Source organism: Mesorhizobium sp. EU05-FHT14A09, assembly GCF_058790995.1.
Genome location: NZ_JBYTDF010000007.1, coordinates 179934 through 196590, shown reverse-complemented (window position 1 = coordinate 196590; position 16657 = coordinate 179934). Strand labels below are relative to the sequence as shown.

General features: G+C 62.9%; 15 protein-coding genes and 1 riboswitch. Of the genes, 7 read left to right on the top strand and 8 right to left on the bottom strand.

What is annotated here, in order from left to right; all coding sequences use genetic code 11:
• Positions 1–103: 103 nt before the first annotated feature.
• A complete protein-coding gene (locus AC3WTO_RS22705) occupies positions 104–664 on the bottom strand; it encodes a TetR/AcrR family transcriptional regulator (RefSeq protein WP_492463183.1) in 561 nt (186 codons plus the stop codon).
• An 84-nt stretch (positions 665–748) separates the two neighbouring features.
• Between AC3WTO_RS22705 and AC3WTO_RS22700 the strand changes: the two genes are divergently transcribed.
• Together AC3WTO_RS22700 and AC3WTO_RS22695 are read left to right on the top strand one after the other, a co-directional pair.
• Entirely contained in the window at positions 749–1618 is an 870-nt protein-coding gene (locus AC3WTO_RS22700; protein WP_492463182.1) for an NAD(P)-dependent oxidoreductase, read from the top strand.
• Positions 1619–1702: 84 nt separating this feature from the next.
• Positions 1703–2089: an ester cyclase gene (locus AC3WTO_RS22695; RefSeq protein ID WP_492463181.1), complete on the top strand. Its 387-nt coding sequence runs from the start codon at positions 1703–1705 to the stop codon at positions 2087–2089.
• Here AC3WTO_RS22695 and AC3WTO_RS22690 read toward each other — a convergent pair.
• From AC3WTO_RS22690 to zigA, 6 genes are all read right to left on the bottom strand, one after another.
• Positions 2055–2420, bottom strand: coding sequence for a hypothetical protein (locus AC3WTO_RS22690; RefSeq protein WP_492463180.1), 366 nt, complete (start codon positions 2418–2420; stop codon positions 2055–2057). The two genes, AC3WTO_RS22695 and AC3WTO_RS22690, sit on opposite strands and share 35 nt — an antisense overlap.
• Positions 2417–3214: a DUF899 domain-containing protein gene (locus AC3WTO_RS22685; protein ID WP_492463179.1), complete on the bottom strand. Its 798-nt coding sequence runs from the start codon at positions 3212–3214 to the stop codon at positions 2417–2419. The genes AC3WTO_RS22690 and AC3WTO_RS22685 overlap by 4 nt, the downstream gene beginning before the upstream one ends.
• Before the next feature lie 155 nt (positions 3215–3369).
• Positions 3370–4383, bottom strand: a complete 1014-nt coding sequence (locus AC3WTO_RS22680) for a FecCD family ABC transporter permease (RefSeq protein WP_492463178.1) — start codon at positions 4381–4383, stop codon at positions 3370–3372.
• Positions 4384–4385: 2 nt separating this feature from the next.
• A complete protein-coding gene (locus tag AC3WTO_RS22675; protein WP_492463177.1) occupies positions 4386–5333 on the bottom strand; it encodes an ABC transporter substrate-binding protein in 948 nt (315 codons plus the stop codon).
• Between the two features lie 23 nt (positions 5334–5356).
• Positions 5357–6145, bottom strand: coding sequence for an ABC transporter ATP-binding protein (locus AC3WTO_RS22670; protein ID WP_492463176.1), 789 nt, complete (start codon positions 6143–6145; stop codon positions 5357–5359).
• Between the two features lie 164 nt (positions 6146–6309).
• A riboswitch (cobalamin riboswitch) is annotated at positions 6310–6514 on the bottom strand.
• 146 nt (positions 6515–6660) lie between these two features.
• Positions 6661–7878 (bottom strand): zinc metallochaperone GTPase ZigA, encoded by a 1218-nt coding sequence (zigA, locus tag AC3WTO_RS22665; RefSeq protein WP_492463175.1) that lies wholly within the window; start codon positions 7876–7878, stop codon positions 6661–6663.
• A 213-nt stretch (positions 7879–8091) separates the two neighbouring features.
• Between zigA and AC3WTO_RS22660 the strand changes: the two genes are divergently transcribed.
• The 5 genes from AC3WTO_RS22660 to tolA all read left to right on the top strand — a co-directional run bounded on the left by AC3WTO_RS22660 (position 8092) and on the right by tolA (position 15935).
• Positions 8092–9207: a DUF1176 domain-containing protein gene (locus AC3WTO_RS22660; protein ID WP_492463174.1), complete on the top strand. Its 1116-nt coding sequence runs from the start codon at positions 8092–8094 to the stop codon at positions 9205–9207.
• A 213-nt stretch (positions 9208–9420) separates the two neighbouring features.
• Positions 9421–9921, top strand: a complete 501-nt coding sequence (locus tag AC3WTO_RS22655) for an RNA polymerase sigma factor (protein WP_492463173.1) — start codon at positions 9421–9423, stop codon at positions 9919–9921.
• A 126-nt stretch (positions 9922–10047) separates the two neighbouring features.
• Complete coding sequence (locus AC3WTO_RS22650) at positions 10048–11004, top strand: FecR family protein (protein ID WP_492463172.1); 957 nt, start codon at positions 10048–10050, stop codon at positions 11002–11004.
• Positions 11005–11192: 188 nt separating this feature from the next.
• Positions 11193–14774, top strand: coding sequence for a TonB-dependent receptor domain-containing protein (locus AC3WTO_RS22645; RefSeq protein WP_492463244.1), 3582 nt, complete (start codon positions 11193–11195; stop codon positions 14772–14774).
• Positions 14775–15005: 231 nt separating this feature from the next.
• A complete protein-coding gene (gene tolA / locus AC3WTO_RS22640; protein ID WP_492463171.1) occupies positions 15006–15935 on the top strand; it encodes a cell envelope integrity protein TolA in 930 nt (309 codons plus the stop codon).
• A 78-nt stretch (positions 15936–16013) separates the two neighbouring features.
• On the opposite strand, the gene AC3WTO_RS22635 is transcribed toward tolA, so the two are convergent.
• Positions 16014–16622, bottom strand: coding sequence for an NAD(P)H-dependent oxidoreductase (locus AC3WTO_RS22635; RefSeq protein ID WP_492463170.1), 609 nt, complete (start codon positions 16620–16622; stop codon positions 16014–16016).
• Positions 16623–16657: the final 35 nt, after the last annotated feature.

Sequence of the window (16657 nt, the reverse complement as noted above, 5' to 3'; positions counted from 1 at the left end):
TGTTGTTGCGATAAGGTTCTGGCCCCACCGGTATTTGCCGGCTAGATTTTGTTTTGACGCAATTCCGGACGCAAAACCGCCGCGCGCTTTTGCTGGGATTGCTCTACCCACCAACACCTTTGGCGATCAACGCTGAAAACGCGGCGATGGCATCCGCAGCCGGAGTGCGTCCTTCCTGTTGCTCGCGCGCGATCGCTTCGGCGGCGCCCAGCAGACCGATGCAGGCGAGGCGCAGTCCGGCGCTGTCCAGGCCGGTAAAGGGCTGCAGGGCCCGGCACATGATCGCGACATAGTCGTCGACCATGGCGCGCTGCTGCGAGGCCATTTCCTCACTGCCCTTGAGCGCAGCCGAAATCGCCGGCGCCTCCGGTCCGAGATTGGCAAGGCAGTTGAAATAGGCCGCGCTCATCAGGTCGGCCGTCGCGCCGAGTTCGCGCGGCGCGATGTCCAGCGCGGCTCGTAGCGCTTCCACATACTGGTCCTCCAGCCGTTGGAAGAGCGCGAGAAGCAGCCCGGCGCGCGTCGAGAAGTGGTCATAGGCGACCGGCCTGCTCACCCCCGCTTTCGCGGCAAGCGTGACCAGGGACAGCGCGTCGGCCCCCTCTTCGCGGACGATTGTCATGGCGGCGTCGAGCAGCTGTTCGCGGCGCTTGTCTTTCGGCAACTTGACCAGGGTAAGCCCCTCGCTTGATTTCTACATTTTGTAAGTTACATTTTGTAGTAATCGAAATCAAGCGAGGATGCATCGATGAGCGACGTAACCGTGGTTGGCCTTGGCGAGATGGGCGGCGCGCTTGCCCGCGCCTTTCTGGCGGCCGGCAGGACTGTCACCGTCTGGAACCGTTCGCCGGCAAAAGCCGTGGCGCTGGAACGCGCTGGAGCCACACGCGCGCCAGCTTTCTCCGACGCGATCTTCGCCAGTCCGGTGGTGGTGATCTGCCTGCCCGACTACGAGGCGATATCGGCCCTGTTCCAGGAAAATGCAGTGGTCGAGGCACTCGGGGGTCGCCTGGTTGTGCAACTGAGTTCGGGAACGCCCGGTCAGGCACGTGCGCTTGGGGCCTGGATCCGATCCCACGACGGCAGCTATCTCGATGGCGCGATCGGTGCCTGGCCAAGGCAGATCGGCGGGCCGGAAGCGGGGCTGCTGGTCTCCGGCGAAGAAGCGGTGTTCGCGTCGGCCGAGCCGCTTCTCAAGCTGCTGGCTGGTGGCCTCAGCCACATCGGCGCAGATATCGGCCATGCCAAGACCTTGTCGAACGCCGGGCTCGCCTATTTCGCCGCACATTGGATCGGGTTCAGCCACGGCGCCGCGATCTGCGAAGCTGAGGGGCTCGACACGGCCATGTTCGGCGAGATGATGGCCGGCATGGCTACGTTTTTCAGCGAGGATATGCGTCAAATGGGACGCGTCATCGCCGAAGATCGGTTTGACGGTGCCGAGGCCACGATCCGCATCGTCAATTCCGATGTCGGCCTGCTGGCCAGGACGTCGCGCGAGCTCGGGATCGGCGCGGCGTTTCCGGATTTCGCTGCCGGCGTCTTTCGCCGTGCAAGGGACGCCGGTTTCAGCGCCGAAGAGCCCTGTGCGGTGATCAAGGTTCTGCGTGAGGCCTGACCGGTCAAGCCTCACGGCAAAGCGTGCAACCGAATGCCTGCAGCCGCATTGTTCGGAGGCCTGCAAACAGCCACGGAATGCTCCATGATCCGCGAAGCCCTGATGGCCGTCTATCGCCAGTACATCGACTGCCTGAACAGGCAGGATTGGCACCAACTCCCGCATTTGGTGCATGAGGACGTCCACTACAACGGAGCCCATGTCGGGCTTGCGGGTTACCGTTCGATGCTGGAGGGCGACTTTCGCGCAATCCCCGATCTTCGCTTCCAGATCGAATTGCTGGTCTGCGATCCACCATATATCGCCAGTCGGCTGCATTTCGACTGCACGCCGATCGGCGCCTTGTTTGACCTGCCCGTCAACGGCAAGCGCGTCCGGTTCGAGGAGAATGTGTTTTACGAATTCGAAGACACCCGCATCGCCAGGGTCTGGTCGATCATCGACAAGGCTGCGATCGCGCTACAGCTTTGACGGCGGGGCGTGCAAACTTAAGCCACGGCGCAAGATGAAACGCGCTCATCAGCAGATACATCAGCACCATGCCGCCAAGCGGCATGCCGATGGCGGACGAACACAACATCTCGGCAGGCCCGCTCATGATGCCGGTCAGCAGCGCCATGGCGGCGAAGGTCGGCGATGCCGCCAGCGCCAGCCACTCCGAAGCTCTCGATACAGGTGCATGGTTGAGCACGTACTCGTCGGTCGCCGGCAACGCCGTGGCATTGCCGCCCACGCCGTCGCCGGCGCTGGCCCGGCGAGGTTGTTCCTCGTCGGACCAGATCGAGCAGCAGGCGCGGCTCATGACTTCGCACTCGTCGCTTTGGCGCGCATCGCCTCTTCGCCAGCATCGGAAATGGCGACCCATCCCTTGTCGGGTTCGGCCTCGACCACGTAGCTGTCGTTCCAGTTCCACCATTTGTAGGTCGGGGTCTGCGGATAGCCATCGGGCGAATCCTCCCAGACCTCCTGGCGGCCGAGCGGCGTGATGTCGAGATAGTTCCAGGTGCCGCCCATCTGCTCATCGGCACGATCAGCGATGAAATAGGTGCGGAAGATGCGATCGCCGTCGCGCAGGAACACGTTGTGGCCGTGCCATTCGTCGACGCCGAAGTCGGCATCGAAGCTGTCGATGATCGTCACCCACGGGATACGATCCCAGCCCATGCGCGCCTTCACGCGCTGAATGTCGGCCTGCGGTGCACGCGACGCAAAGACAAGCGTGGTGTCGCGGGCATGGAGGTGTGAGACATGCGCCACCTGGTCGGCCACCATCGAGCAGCCGCGACAGGCATGGTCCGGCCAGCCATAGACGCCGGGCTCGAAGAAGGCGCGGTAGAGGATCAGCTGCCGGCGGCCGGCGAACAAGTCACGCAAGCTTGCCTTGCCGCTCGGGGTCTCGAAGACATAATCCCTGGTCACTTCCACCCAGGGCATGCGGCGGCGCTCGGCGGCCAGCGCATCGCGGGCGCGGGTGTGGGCCTTTTCCTTGACCAGCAGTTGCTGGCGTGCCTGCTCCCACGCCTCCGGGGTCACCACGGGCGGCCTGTGCAGGGCGGCCAGGATCTCGTCGCGTCTGGTTTCGGCGGATGCGGTCATTGTTCTGAACCTCCTGGTGTGGGCGATGCCGTGCATCGAGGCGCGAGACGTGGTCGCGCATCACTCGGTGCTGGTGTCAGGCATTGTGCCTGCGGAGGCAGGACAGCGTGAGTAACAAGTGTGGCGCTATTCCAAAGCGCGGAATGGCTTGTGGTTCAAAACCGCTTGCGCAGCAGGGTGGCGACCACGAACAGCGCGCCGATCGAGCTGGTGATGATGCCGATGGGCAATTCCTGCGGCGGCAGCAGCGTGCGCGCCAGCAGGTCGCTGGCGAGCAGGAGCACCGCACCGAATATGGCGCAGGCGACGGCCAGCCGCAGATGCAGCGGACCGGCGAAGCGGCGAGCGACATGCGGGATCATCAGTCCGACAAAACCGATGACCCCGGCAACGGACACCAGGATCGCCGTCGACAGCGCCGCGGCCAGGAATGTCAGTGTCCGGAAGCGCGTCACCGGAACGCCAAGGCTCTCGGCGGTGTTCTCGCCGGCCAGGAAAGCATCGAGCCAGCGATGGTAGCGGAGTGCGAAGGCCAGGATGACGGCGACACCGGCGATCGCCAGGCCGATATTGCCCCAGCGGGCGAGCCCCAGCCCGCCCATGGTCCAGAACAGCACCGAATGGGCGGCGCGCTGGTCGCCGGCAAAGACCAGATAGTTGGTCAGTGCCGTGAACAGGAAGGAGACGGCAAGACCGGCAAGGATCAGCCGCTCCGGCCCCTGGCCGCGAATGCGGTTGACCAGCAGCAGCACGACGAAAGCGGTGACGATGCCGCCGACGAAAGCGGCGATCGGCAGCGTCCACACGCCAAGGCGGTCACCGAAGACGGTGATCACCGAAACCGCGCCGGCAGCGGCGCCCGACGACAGGCCGAACAGGAACGGATCGGCGAGGTCGTTGCGTGTCACCGTCTGCAGAAGCGCGCCGACCACGGCGAGCCCCGCCCCGACGCAGATGGCGAGGATGGCGCGCGGCAGCCGGAGGTCGACGATGATCTTTTCCACCGGCGCCGTTACGCTCCCGGCATCCAGGCCGACGGCGCGGGCAAGTGCCGCGATGACGTCGCCGAGCGGAATGACGGTCGAGCCATAGGCGATCGACAGCAGCGCCAGCAGGATGACCAGCGCCAGGCCTGTGCCGATGGCTACGCCGTAAGACCGGCTTGGCACGCTCAGAAGGCCTCCGGGTGCATGGCCTTGGCGATCTTGTCGATGGCCTCGATGTTGGCCGGGCCGGGCGTCAGTTCCGCATAGCGCAGGGCAACGAAACGCTCGTTCTTGACGGCGTCGGTTTCTTTCATCGCCGGATGCGTCTTCAGGAAGTTGAGGAGCTTCCGGTAGCCGGCGTCGTCCTGGTAGTCGAGCAGGACCAGGAATTCCGGGTTCCGGGTGGCGACGGTTTCCCAGTCGGTATTGCCCCAGTTGGTCGGCAGGTCGTCCATGATGTTCTTGCCGCCGGCGGCTTCGATCATCGCCGTGGGGATGGCGAATTTGCCCGCGGTGAAAGGTTTGTCTTCGCCCGAATCGTAAAGGAACACGCGCGTGCCGCTGCGGGCGCCGACCTTGGCGGTGATGGCGGCGAGCTTTCCCTTCCATCCGGCAACCAGGCCATTGGCTTCGCTCTCCTTGCCGAAGATCTTGCCGAGCTTCTCGACGTCGCCGAACAGCAGGTCCATCGAAGCCGCCGGCCGGTTCTTGTCGAGGTGGACGCAGCTTTCGCTCAGCACCAGGGTCTTGATGCCGTGCGGCGCCAGCGTATCGGGCGTCACGTCGCCGCCGGGCTTCATACCGTAATACCAGCCGGCAAAGAAGAAGTCGGGCTCGACTGCGAGCAGGTTTTCCAGCGTCGGATATTTCGGCGCGAGTTCCGGGATCGAGCCCTGCGCTTTCTTGAAGGCATCGTCGACCTTGTACCAGCCGGTGATGCCGGTCAGGCCGACGATCTGTGGCTGCAGGCCGAGCGCAAACGCCATTTCCGACATGTTGAGATCGTTGATGACAGCGCGTTTCGGCGCGGCGTCGAAGGTCAGCGGGATGCCGCAGCTGTCGACGGTGACCGGGAAGGCAAAGGCGGTCGAGGAAAGCAGCGTTGCTGCAAGGCAGAGGGCGAGGCGTTTCATGATGGCTCCGTCGAGGGATCGGTTCAGCGGGAAAGGCGGATCGGCACGTCGAAGACCGTCAGTTCGCGGTCCTGTTCGTCCGGGTGAGGCAGTCTCAGAACGTCGATGCCGAAGACCTCGCGCACCAGCGCCGCCGTCAGGGTTTCGCGCGGGGTGCCCAGCGCGACGAGGCGTGCCTTGCTCATCACGGCGACATGGGTGGCGAAAGGCGCAACCAGCGGCAGATCATGCAGCACAGTGACGACGGCGATGCCGAGCCTGGCGACGAATTCCAGTAGTTCGCCGCGGGCGCGCGGGTCGAGATGGTTGGTCGGCTCGTCGAGAAAAAGCACATGCGGCTGTTGCGCGATGGCGCGCGCCAGTTGCGCGCGCTGGCGTTCGCCGCCAGAGAGCGAACCCATGCGGCGTTCACGCAGGGCGAGCAGGCCGGTGCGCTCCAGCGCGTCGAGCACGATGTCACGGTCGTCGCCGCGTCGGCGAAGCCCGGCATGCGGGATACGGCCGAGCCCGACATAGTCGCGAACGGCAAGCTGGGCGTCCGGCTGGTCGGACTGGCCGACCACCGCGATGCGGCGGGCCCGCTCCGCCATCGGTAGCCGGTCGAGCGGTTCGCCGTCGAGGCTGACCGAACCGTCCACGGGCTTCAGCATGCCGCACAGCATGCGCATCAGCGTCGTCTTGCCGGCGCCGTTGGGACCGATGATGGCCAGCCTGTCGCCGGCGTGCACGTCGAGGGCGACCTTCTCGACGAGGGTGATGCCCGTTTCCGGCCGATAGCAGAGGTCACGTGCCCGCAGGACAACGGCGCTCATGGAAAAACCCTTCTTGGCATGCCCTGCAGCCAGGATGATTGCATCGCTTCATCGCGCGGAAAAACGGCAAACCCTTCCACCGATCCCTCGTTCGATCAGGTGTGGAAGGAGGGCCAAATGGCGACAGGGCCGCCCTTGTAGCGTCCTCCCGGCACACCCCGTCCGGTCAACTCACTGCGATGGCAGGTCTCCTGGCTCGCGGATCACAGCGCTGTCCTGCCTTCCCGGCGCTCGGCCAGTGGCGTTTTCGGACTTTGCTACCGCTTACAGTTGCGGGGGCAGCCACGGTCTCGGTTCAGACGAACCTCACCGTATTCCCTTTTCACCCCGGACCTTTCGATTCGGGGCACCATCGGCGGCGACCCTATTGTGGCCACCGCCGGCTGGCAATGGCGATTCTTGGCCGGGACCGGGCTGGGCATGCCGCTCCGCGGGTGGAACGTAACGCGCGCGCCGAGGGTGGCAGTCGCAGGCCTGGTGACGACCCTTGAACAGGGAAAGCAGCAATTTGACGATCATGCCGTCGGCCCGTTCCAGCTCGGAAACGGATCGGCCAGCCCGCGCCAGAGTTCAGGCGCAAAGACGGGCTCATCCACCAGGCAGGCGTCGAGTTCGGCGCGCATGCGGCCTTCATCCATCGGATCGCAGCCGATGAAGACCAACTCCTGCCGGCGGTCGCCCCACATCGGGTCGAAATAGGGCACCATCGCTTCGCGCCAGGACGCGTTGTCGGGCCAGCGGTTGCGCGGCACTGCCGCCCACCAGAGGCCGCGCTTGCCGGTCCGCACCAGCGCGCCGGCCTGGCTCAGTTCGCCGACATGGTTGGGGCGTGTCGCCAGCCAGAAGAAACCCTTGGCGCGCACCACGCCCGGCCAAAGCCGGCCGATGAAGGCCTGCAGTCGGACGGGGTCGAAAGGGCGCCGCTCGCGATAGACGAAGGAACGGATGCCGTATTCCTCGGTTTCGGGAACATGATCCTTGAAGCCGTTCAGCTCCTTGAACCAGAGCGGATGCTGCTCGGCCTGTTCGAAGTCGAAGCGGCCGGTGTCGAGCACCTTGTCGAGCGGCACGCGGCTGAAGTCGGTCTCGACGAGCTCGGCCTGCGGGTTGAGCGCGCGGATGATCTTGCGGGCAAGCTCGAGATCGCCGGGCGGTGTGTCCGAGACCTTGTTGAGCACGATGACGTCGGCGAATTCGATCTGTTCGACCAGAAGATCGACAAGCACGCGCTCGTCCGAGGCGCCGAGTGCTTCGCCGCGATCGCGCAGGAAATCCGACGAAGCGTAGTCGCGCAGCAGGTTCGCGGCATCGACCACCGTCACCATGGTGTCGAGGCGCGAGACGTCGGCGAGGCTGTTGCCCGCGTCGTCGCGGAATTCGAAGGTCGAGGCAACGGGCAGAGGCTCCGAAATGCCCGTCGATTCGATCAGCAGGTAGTCGAACCTGTCCTGCTCGGCGAGCTGGCGCACTTCCGCCAGCAGGTCGTCACGCAGCGTGCAGCAGATGCAGCCATTGGTCATCTCGACCAGCTGCTCGTCGGTGCGCGACAGATTGGCGCCGCCGTCGCGCACCAGCGCGGCGTCGATGTTGACCTCGCTCATGTCGTTGACGATGACCGCCACCCGTCGCCCGTCGCGATTGTGCAGGATGTGATTGAGAAGCGTGGTCTTGCCGGCGCCGAGAAAGCCGGACAGGACGGTGACGGGAAGACGCCTTCGATTGTGCGTGGGCATGAATGCTTTCCAGTTTGGGGGAGTTTCGCGCCGTCGGGCGAAGCGGGTGTTTGCAGATTGTTATGTTGTAACATAACAATCCAAGAAGACAAGCGCTGGCATCGCGGTTCAGTTGGCAGGGGCTGTCACCAATGATCCGGCAAGCGGTCAAATGCCCAGACTGTGCCGCAATCGAAGAATTCCTTGGCGGCTCGTTCCGCCAGGAGATTTTCGATGAAGACCGCCTGCCTGCTGATCGTTTTCGGCCTGATCGCCGTGCCCCCAGCCATCGCCGAGCCCAAGCCCTATATCGACAACCGTTCGGACGCGGCCGAGCTGGTCCGCTCATTCTACAACGCCATCGATCGACGCGAATTCGCCCGCGCCTGGAGTTATTTCGGCGACAAGAAGCCGGCAAAGGATGTGGCGGACATGGCCAAGCCTTTCGAGGAAGCCAGTCGGGTCGAGCTGATGGTCGGAGATATCACCAGCAAGGAAGATTCCGAGGGGAGTGAGTATCGGGTCCCGGCATCAATCATCGTGAAAAGCAAGAATGCCGACAAATACAAGGAACCTTGGAGGGAGAAGGACCCTGACGAAAAAAACTTCACCGGTTGCGTCACCGTACGCCTCGCCAAACCCGGCGATGGCAGCTTTGCGCCGATGCGGATCGAGCAGCTTGATCTGAAATCCGAAAAGGACTTCGAGCGCCCGCAAAGTTGCGGCGCAACGGCCGAACCCGCGGCGATCATGCGAGCCCGCGTCATAAAGGCTTTCACCACCACCTATGCAGACTGTAGGAGTCTCGAGCCGAATGCCGAGGACGATCCTGGTCCGGAAACGTTCGAGCTGACCTATCGTATATCCTCCGCAAAGCCCGAGGATCCGGATCAGCACGCGACGCTCTATCATTTCAACTGCGGGACGGTCAGCCCCTACAACACCGACGAGATTTTCTACCTTGCTGAGGAGAGCTGGTTCCGCCAGCTTCAGTTCACCGAGCCCGAATACGACGTGGACTTTGAAGAATCTCAGCCGGTTGAAGATGAAGGGTCCTATGTCCCGCAGCGGGTAAGGTCGATTAAAATCACCGGATATCAAACCAAAGGAACGCTCTCCAATGCCGAGTTCGATCCGGAAACACGGACGTTGACCTCCATGCCCCTTGGGCGAGGCATGGGCGACCAGTTCACGCGTGGCGAATATGTGTTCCGCGACGGCGAGTTCACGCTGGTGAAGTATGAGATCGATCCTACCGACAACGAGAAGCAGGACCCGATCACGGTCATAGACCTCGCTGTTGCGCCCATAGTCACGCCGGCTGCTCCCGACAAATCTGACGGCAAATGAAGTAAAAGCAGCTGGGTATATATCAGCCCAGCCGCGTGATGCGCACATACCGGATTGCCGTTCGCCTATAAACATGATTAAAAAACTCATCTTTATCCCTTGAATCTCCTCGATGGAGAAAATCGGATCGAGGCCGCATCCTGCTCAAGACGGCGGGCCGTGACATCGCGACCTGCCATGGGGGTATGCGGGGGCATTGAGAAAGACGGGTAGATGACCGGCTGGAGCCAATATCTGGCACATCTTTTCAAGGAACACCGGCAGAGGCTGGAGTCCCTGGTGACGCGATCCACCGGCGATCGTGAAGCGGCGTCGGATATCGTGCAGGATGTATTTTCGCGAGTTTTGACCGTCGATCAGGAAAGAACGGCCGAAGAGAACGTCAAGATCCTCTACGCATCGGCTCGAAACGCCACGATCGACTATGTGCGGATGCAGAGGCGCCGGCAGGAAATCCTTGAAACGGTCATGCCGGAACAGATGTCTCCAGCCGTTCCGATGCCGGATTCGATCGTTGAAGGCAGGCAGGCTCTCGTGCTTCTCGACCAGAAACTCATGGAGCTGGGGCGCACGACACGGGAGATTTTCCTGTTGCGGCGGGTGCACGGCATCGCGAACGCCGAGATAGCCCAGCGATACGGCATTTCCGTCAGTGCCGTCGAAAAGCATGTCGCCCGTGCTCTCCGTCATTGCCAGAAAAGCTTGCGCGGCTGATCCGATTGAAATTCGATCACCGATGAGGGAGTCAGTTCCTCAGACGTTGTCAGATAAAGGCCTCGGTTTGTCTGCGACCATTGTGGTGCCAGAGGGATAGATGCAGATGATGAGCCAGGGGGATGGATGCCGCCAAGCCTTAAACCGACCGAGGAGCAGAGAGACACGGCAGCGCTATGGCTGGCGAAGCGAACCGGCGGTCCTCTCTCGGACGATGAGCAATGTGAGCTCGATGGCTGGCTGAATGCCGATCCGGCCAACAGGCTGGCCTGGGACGAGATGAGGGTTCTGTGGGCTCGCCTTGAAGAGCCTGCCGAACGCGTGGCGGCGCTGTCGCCACCGCGCGGTGTGATAGCCCGGCAGTTCATGTCGCCAAGGCGATGGCTGACCGCGGCTTGTGCAGGTTCGGTCGCCTGTTTCGTCATATGGCTGGCCAATCCCAACTTGCTCGAAAATCTGCAGGCCGATGCGGTGTCGGGGCATGCCTATGTGACGCCGGTGGCGCTTCCGGACGGCTCGTCGGCAAAGGTCGGCGCGGACACCGCGCTTGCCTTCGAGTTCGACACGACACGGCGACATGTCCGTCTGCTGCGTGGCGAAGCATTCTTCCAGGTCAAACCGGGCAGCTCGCCGGCTTTCACCATCGATGTGGACGGTGACCAGGTCCGCGTTGTCGGGACGAGCTTCAACGTGGAGCGCAAGGCGGATCGGACAATGGTCGTGGTCCAGAGCGGCGAGGTTGCGGTGAAGGGTGCAAATGACAGCGCGGCCAGCCACCTTAAGCCTGGGCAGCAGATCGTCGTCAGCGCAGGCACCGGCGGCAACGTCGAAGGCGCCGATCTCGAGGCGTCCCTGGCGTGGATGTCGGGACGGCTGGTCGTTCGGCAAGCTCCGATCGCGGATGTCATCGCCGCGCTGGGCCGGCACACCTCGAAACGGCTTCTGGTGGGCGGCGAGCTTTCCGGCAGGCGGATTTCCGGCACCTTTCCCCTCGATGACATAGATGGTTCGCTCGATACGATCGCGGCAGCCCTGGACGCGACGGTTGTCCGCAGTTTGCCCCTCGTGACCGTCGTTTTCTAAAGATGTGTATTTTTCTCAAGATTATATGCGACCTTCGATGAGGTTCCCCTCCGGCCAATCGTTATAAGAGTAGGGGATGGCAGATATCCTCGCTTGTTCGGGGAATCGGGATGCCGGGGTTGAACCACAACAATCGTGGGAGGAGTTTCATCGCCTCCCGACTTTGCGGCGCGGCCGCCTTGTCAACGGTGCCACTCTGGCTGGCAGCAGCAGCGTATGCGCAGCAGCCGGCATCCGGCCAGCAAACCTACCAGTTCAACATACCGGCGAAATCGCTGAGTTCCGCCCTCGCGGACATTGGCAAGGTGTCCGGTTGGCGCATCGCCTATGCGTTCGACCTCTCAGGAACCAGCAAGACGCCCATCAACGGCAGCATGACGCCGGAACAGGCCGTAGCGCAGCTGCTTGCGGGAACCAGCATAAACTATCGCGTGACGGGGCCTCGCTCGATTGTCCTGCAGGATCGCGTCGCGGCAGCGCATGATGCACCCGTCGTAGCGGATGGTTCGCTGTTGCTCGACACGATCACGATCAACGGCACGGGCGGTCAGACTTCGGTCTACAGCCCCTACGAGACGGCCGCTCCGACCAATCATATTTCGGCGCAGAACATCGAGCGCTTCCGGGGATCGAGCCCGGCCGACATCTTCCGTGGTACGGCAGGCGTCATGTCGGGCGAGGCCCGCAACGGCGCGGGCTCCGTCGACGTCAACATTCGCGGCATGCAGGGCATGGGCCGCGTGACAACGACGATAGACGGGGCGGAGAACGCGGCGACGGTCTATCAGGGCTATCAAGGTGTTTCCAACCGCACCTTCGTCGATCCCGATTTCATCGCCGGAGTCGACATCACCAAGGGCGCGGACACCGCATCATGGGGCAATGCCGGTTCGGTCGCCATGCGCACGGTGACCGCGGACGACATCGTCAAGCCTGGTGAAGCATGGGGTATCCGGGCCAAGGGTGAAATCGGCACCAACACGTCGAAGCCGCATACGGGCGACAAGGCCGGCTATCTGTGGCCCTATGCGCCGTGGGATCCAAACAAGACGCCTGTTGCTTCGGAAACCGGAATGGATCGTCCTTCGCTGTTTTCGCCCACGCGCGGCGCAGGCAGCGTGATCGGTGCCTACAAGGGTGAGGATTTCGACTTCCTCGCCGGCTATGCGCACCGCAAGCAGGGCAACTACCATGCCGGCAAAAATGGCCCCGCGGTCGATCCGGTCAACAAGGGTCGGCAACAATATTGCCCGGCGGGCGTCTGTAATCCCAAGGGCACCAGCTACTGGGATAACTATTACGAAAACGACGGGATCGTGAACTATCGCGGCGGCGAAGAGGTGCTCAACACTCAGCTCGAGACGGAATCCTGGCTGGCCAAGCTCACGGCAAGATTGTCGGAAGATCAAACCCTGCAGCTAGGATACACGGGCTATCGGAGCGAAGCAGGCGACCGGCTGGCTTCGCGATTGGTCGGCAAACAGGGGCAGTCGGTACAGCAGGCCCAGACCGCGGGCACCAGTCTCGACACCGTCACCGCGCGCTATCGCTGGAATCCCGACGACAACGATCTCTTCGACCTCAAGGGCAATCTCTACTGGACGCATCTGGAACTGCGCAATCCCATTCGGGGCGGACGAGACGTGACGCCCGAAAAGATCGGTTTGCCTTCCGATTTCCGGGTTGGCTCCGACAGCGATATGTGGGGTGGCGACCTTAGCAACCTGTCGAAATTTTCGGGCGCCCATGGCGATCTCGACCTTACCTACGGCTTGTCCTATCGCGGTGAGGATACGCGTGGCAGTCGCCATACGGCGGCGCTGGAGGCCTGGAATTCCGCTCGCGACGCCATTCGCCACGAGGCGGCCATCTATGCCAAGGCTGCATGGAAGCCGGTCGACTGGGCAACCCTCAATGCCGGGCTTCGCTATTCGCATTTCTGGTCGAAGGATCGCTACGATCCCTATGAGCGCGACGGCATAAAGAACAGGGTTTTGGGCTTCCGGACCGACGATGGCGGCTTCAGCCCATCGCTTGGCGTCACGCTGGAGCCGTTCAGCGGCTCACAGGTCTACGTCAACTACTCCAACACGATGCGCGCGCCGAGCGTCATCGAATCCGTGTCTGCCTTCAACAGCGTGGTCGCCAATGGAAATGTGAAGCCGGAGCGCTCCAGCAACTGGGAAATCGGCACGAACCTGACGCGTGATGGCCTGCTTTCCGGCGATGACCGGGGCATGCTGAAGCTCGGCTATTTCAACTGGGACGTGAAGGACTACATCGCGCGATCGGTTCGCACTTCGGGACCAATGGTCCTCAACATCGAGAACATCGATCGCGCCAGGTTCTCCGGCATCGAGCTTTCCGGTCGCTATGAGATCGGCGGCTTCACGGCCGATCTTTCGGCGAACTATTTCCTCGATGTCGAATATTGCCGTACGGCGGGCACCTGCGAAAACAAGTCGCTTTATGGCGACTACGCCACCAACCATGTGCAGCCTGAATACACCGTCGACCTCACACTGACGCAGAAAATGCTCGAGGAGAGGATGACGGTCGGCGGCCGCGTTTCCTATGTCGGGCCGCGCGCCATCGGTCATGGCGACGTGACGGCGAAGGGGGCGTCCGAGTTCATTTCCATGGTGGACTGGAGGCCCTACACGCTGGTCGACGTGTTCGCTGAATACAAGATCACCGAAGACCTGACCGCTTCCGTGCGGGTCGAGAACCTGTTCGATCGCTTCTATGTCGATCCGCTTGGCCTCGTCACGCAGCCGGGGCCGGGCCGCACCTTCTATGCGAGCCTTTCCGGATCGCTCGGTGGCGCCCAGACCTTCCCGCAGTTCACAAATCCGCTCAATGACCTCGTCGGAGGGCGCACTGCAGGCAATGGCGGGACCGCTGCCATCGACTGGACGGGGCTCTATGCGGGCGTGCATGCAGGCGGAGCGTTCGGAAGCACATGGGGCTCGACGAAGACCCTCGACGGTTCTGACAGCGCGATTGCCGCCCGCGAATCCGCCGACCTCAAGCTGGGCGGCGCCCTCGTGGGCGTGCAGGCCGGCTACAACTGGCAGCTTGGCAACGGCTTCGTGCTTGGCTTTGAAGGAGACTGGAGCAAGACTTACAACCTCTCCGGTTCGCACAAGGTGCTGTCCACGGATCCCATCCTGGCGAAGAACGGCCATGTCGATGCCAATACGAGCTACGACATCGACTGGATAGCCAGCCTGCGCCCCAGGATCGGCTATGCCGTCAGCAACCGTTTGATGGCCTATGCCACCGGCGGTCTTGCCCTCGCGCACGAAACCCAGTGGCGTGATCAATACATCTCCAACCTGGCCGAAGAGGGCAGGCTGCTCGGGGACAACACCACGGTATTCTCCGTTGAGAAGGCGGCCGCCACCCGCGCCGGCTTTACCATCGGCGGCGGCGTCGAATACGCCCTGAGCGACAAATGGTCGATCAAGGCCGACTATTCCTACAGCCGCTTTGGCAACAAGAGCTTCAAGTTCAAGGATGCTCGCTCAGGCACCGGCAAGAACTACACGACCACCGAGGTGGTTGGGTGGGAGCCGATACCGCCGATCTTCCCGCCCAGCGATCCACTCTGTGCCCTGCCGGATTGGGGATGGGCCTGTGAGCCGGGGCAGCGGCCGAAAAGGGAAGACGTCGAGCACAAAGGCTCATCCAGCATCGTCAACGGGCGGGAAGCATCGAATGCCCTCGATATTCACACCTTCAAGATCGGCCTGAATTACCGGTTCTGAACTCATCCGCCTGTGGCGCTCAGCCTCCGGACGACAGGAAACAGGACGATCCGATTTCACAACCCGCAATGACCCTGAATGAAATCGTCACGCCCCTCGCGTTCGGCACCGTGATGGCATCGAAACGATGAACCCGCTGGCTGGCAATCTGAAGATCGCGGCGGTCGGGGTTTCGACTGTGCCTGCGGTCTGCGCCGTCGCGCCGGCGCAGACCGGTGAGGCGGCTGCGCCATGAACGGACACAGCGGCTCCATCAGCCGCGGTACGCGTGCCGCCGAAGCGTCATTGTGGGCTTTCGCGGGTCTGCTCATGCTGACGGCGCATGTCAGCGGGGCGGTATGGCTTCTCCGCGAGCAGCCCGTCATCCTGGCCGACGATACGCCGCCGGCAGCCATCATGATCGAGATGGCGCCGTTACCGGAAGCCGTCTTCACCGAGGCGAACGAGGTTGCGCCCGATCTGGAGACCGCGGAGTTGGCTCTGCCGAGCGAGGAAGTGCTGACGCCGGAAGAGATGGCTGCCGCGGAAGCTGCAGAGCCGGTTGAATTGGAACCGGCGAAGAACGCCATCGAACCGGATCCGGAAGCAGCCCAGACGGTGGAAGAAGAAGTCGTGACGCCCGTCGAGCAGGAGCTTGCGGCTCTGCCCGACACAGAGGTTCCTTTGCCAACGGCAAGGTCGCTTTCACAGGAAAAGAAGCCGAAAGCAAAAGCGGAACCCCGCAAGAAAGCTGTCTCCGCAAAGAAGCTGGAGGAGCCGAAAAAGAAGCCGGTGCGACAGCAGCAACAGGCAGCCTCGAAATCCGCCATGCAGGCCCAGGCCCAGGTTACGCAGACGGATCGAAATGCCGGCCGTCAGAGCGCAGCCGGCGTTTCGTCCGTCTCACCAGCCCAGTGGCAATCGCGGTTGATGGCGCATCTGGAGCGCCGCAAGCGCTACCCCTCCAGTGCAAGGTCGCGTGGTGAAGAGGGCACCGTCCATGTGCGGTTCCGCATCGATGACGGTGGCAATGTGCTTTCCGTCACCCTGGCCCACTCGTCCGGGTTCCCCGACCTCGACAATGAGGTGCTGTCGCTCGTACGCCGTGCCTCGCCGGTCCCGGCTCCGCCGTCAGGCGTCAACAAGACCATCACCGCCCCCGTCAGGTTCAGCAGACGGTGACTTTGGTCCTTGTCGACGCAAACGCTCCGTGCAGGAACTTGAAGCGGGAATGGGCGACGGTCTGGCGCGGGCTGCCCGTCACGCCGCCGCGCGCTGTTGCTGCCGGAACAGCCGAGCACCTATGGCGCGCGCCTCGGCGGGAAGCTGCGCATGGTCACTCGCTTCCGGGAAAAGCAGCAGCTCGGAGGTGACCACCTTGGCGCCGCAATAGTCGAAAATGCCGTGGTCGATCTGCGTCTTCATGGCGCCGAAATAACCATGCCTGGCATAGGTGCGCTGGCTGCCGCCGCCGATCGCCACCAGATGCACGTTCAACCGCTGCAGCTTCTTGGTCAGCCTGCCGCCCGCCGGTTCGTCGTAAGCCCAGCCATTGGAGAAGACGCGGTCGATCCAGCCCTTGAGAAGCCCGGGCATCGACCACCAGTAGACGGGGTAGACCAGAACGAGAGCGTCGGCGCTGTCGATACGCCGCTGCTCTGCAACGACGTCGGCATCCGGGGTTGCCTGATGCTGGTGCACGGCATTGTCACTGTTGCGGAAGCGCGGATCGAAACCTTCCGCGGCCAGATCGGCGATTTCGAAACTGTTGCCGGGACCCAAAGCCGACACCCCCTCGCCAACGCTTTTGGCGATGGCGTGGACGATCGAACTGGAATCGGGATGTGCGACGACGACGAGCGCGTGCATGACAAGGCTCCTGAAGGTGTTGCAGGGGATGGGTC

Bases quoted from the DNA above. Each gene is read 5' to 3' on its own strand.
- AC3WTO_RS22700 (WP_492463182.1), top strand. From the start codon at position 749: ATGAGCGACGTAACCGTGGTTGGCCTTGGCGAGATGGGCGGCGCGCTT.
- AC3WTO_RS22695 (WP_492463181.1), top strand. From the start codon at position 1,703: ATGATCCGCGAAGCCCTGATGGCCGTCTATCGCCAGTACATCGACTGC.
- AC3WTO_RS22690 (WP_492463180.1), bottom strand. From the start codon at position 2,420: ATGAGCCGCGCCTGCTGCTCGATCTGGTCCGACGAGGAACAACCTCGC.
- AC3WTO_RS22685 (WP_492463179.1), bottom strand. From the start codon at position 3,214: ATGACCGCATCCGCCGAAACCAGACGCGACGAGATCCTGGCCGCCCTG.
- AC3WTO_RS22675 (WP_492463177.1), bottom strand. From the start codon at position 5,333: ATGAAACGCCTCGCCCTCTGCCTTGCAGCAACGCTGCTTTCCTCGACC.
- AC3WTO_RS22670 (WP_492463176.1), bottom strand. From the start codon at position 6,145: ATGAGCGCCGTTGTCCTGCGGGCACGTGACCTCTGCTATCGGCCGGAA.
- zigA (WP_492463175.1), bottom strand. From the start codon at position 7,878: ATGCCCACGCACAATCGAAGGCGTCTTCCCGTCACCGTCCTGTCCGGC.
- AC3WTO_RS22660 (WP_492463174.1), top strand. From the start codon at position 8,092: ATGAAGACCGCCTGCCTGCTGATCGTTTTCGGCCTGATCGCCGTGCCC.
- AC3WTO_RS22655 (WP_492463173.1), top strand. From the start codon at position 9,421: ATGACCGGCTGGAGCCAATATCTGGCACATCTTTTCAAGGAACACCGG.
- AC3WTO_RS22650 (WP_492463172.1), top strand. From the start codon at position 10,048: ATGCCGCCAAGCCTTAAACCGACCGAGGAGCAGAGAGACACGGCAGCG.
- tolA (WP_492463171.1), top strand. From the start codon at position 15,006: ATGAACGGACACAGCGGCTCCATCAGCCGCGGTACGCGTGCCGCCGAA.
- AC3WTO_RS22635 (WP_492463170.1), bottom strand. From the start codon at position 16,622: ATGCACGCGCTCGTCGTCGTCGCACATCCCGATTCCAGTTCGATCGTC.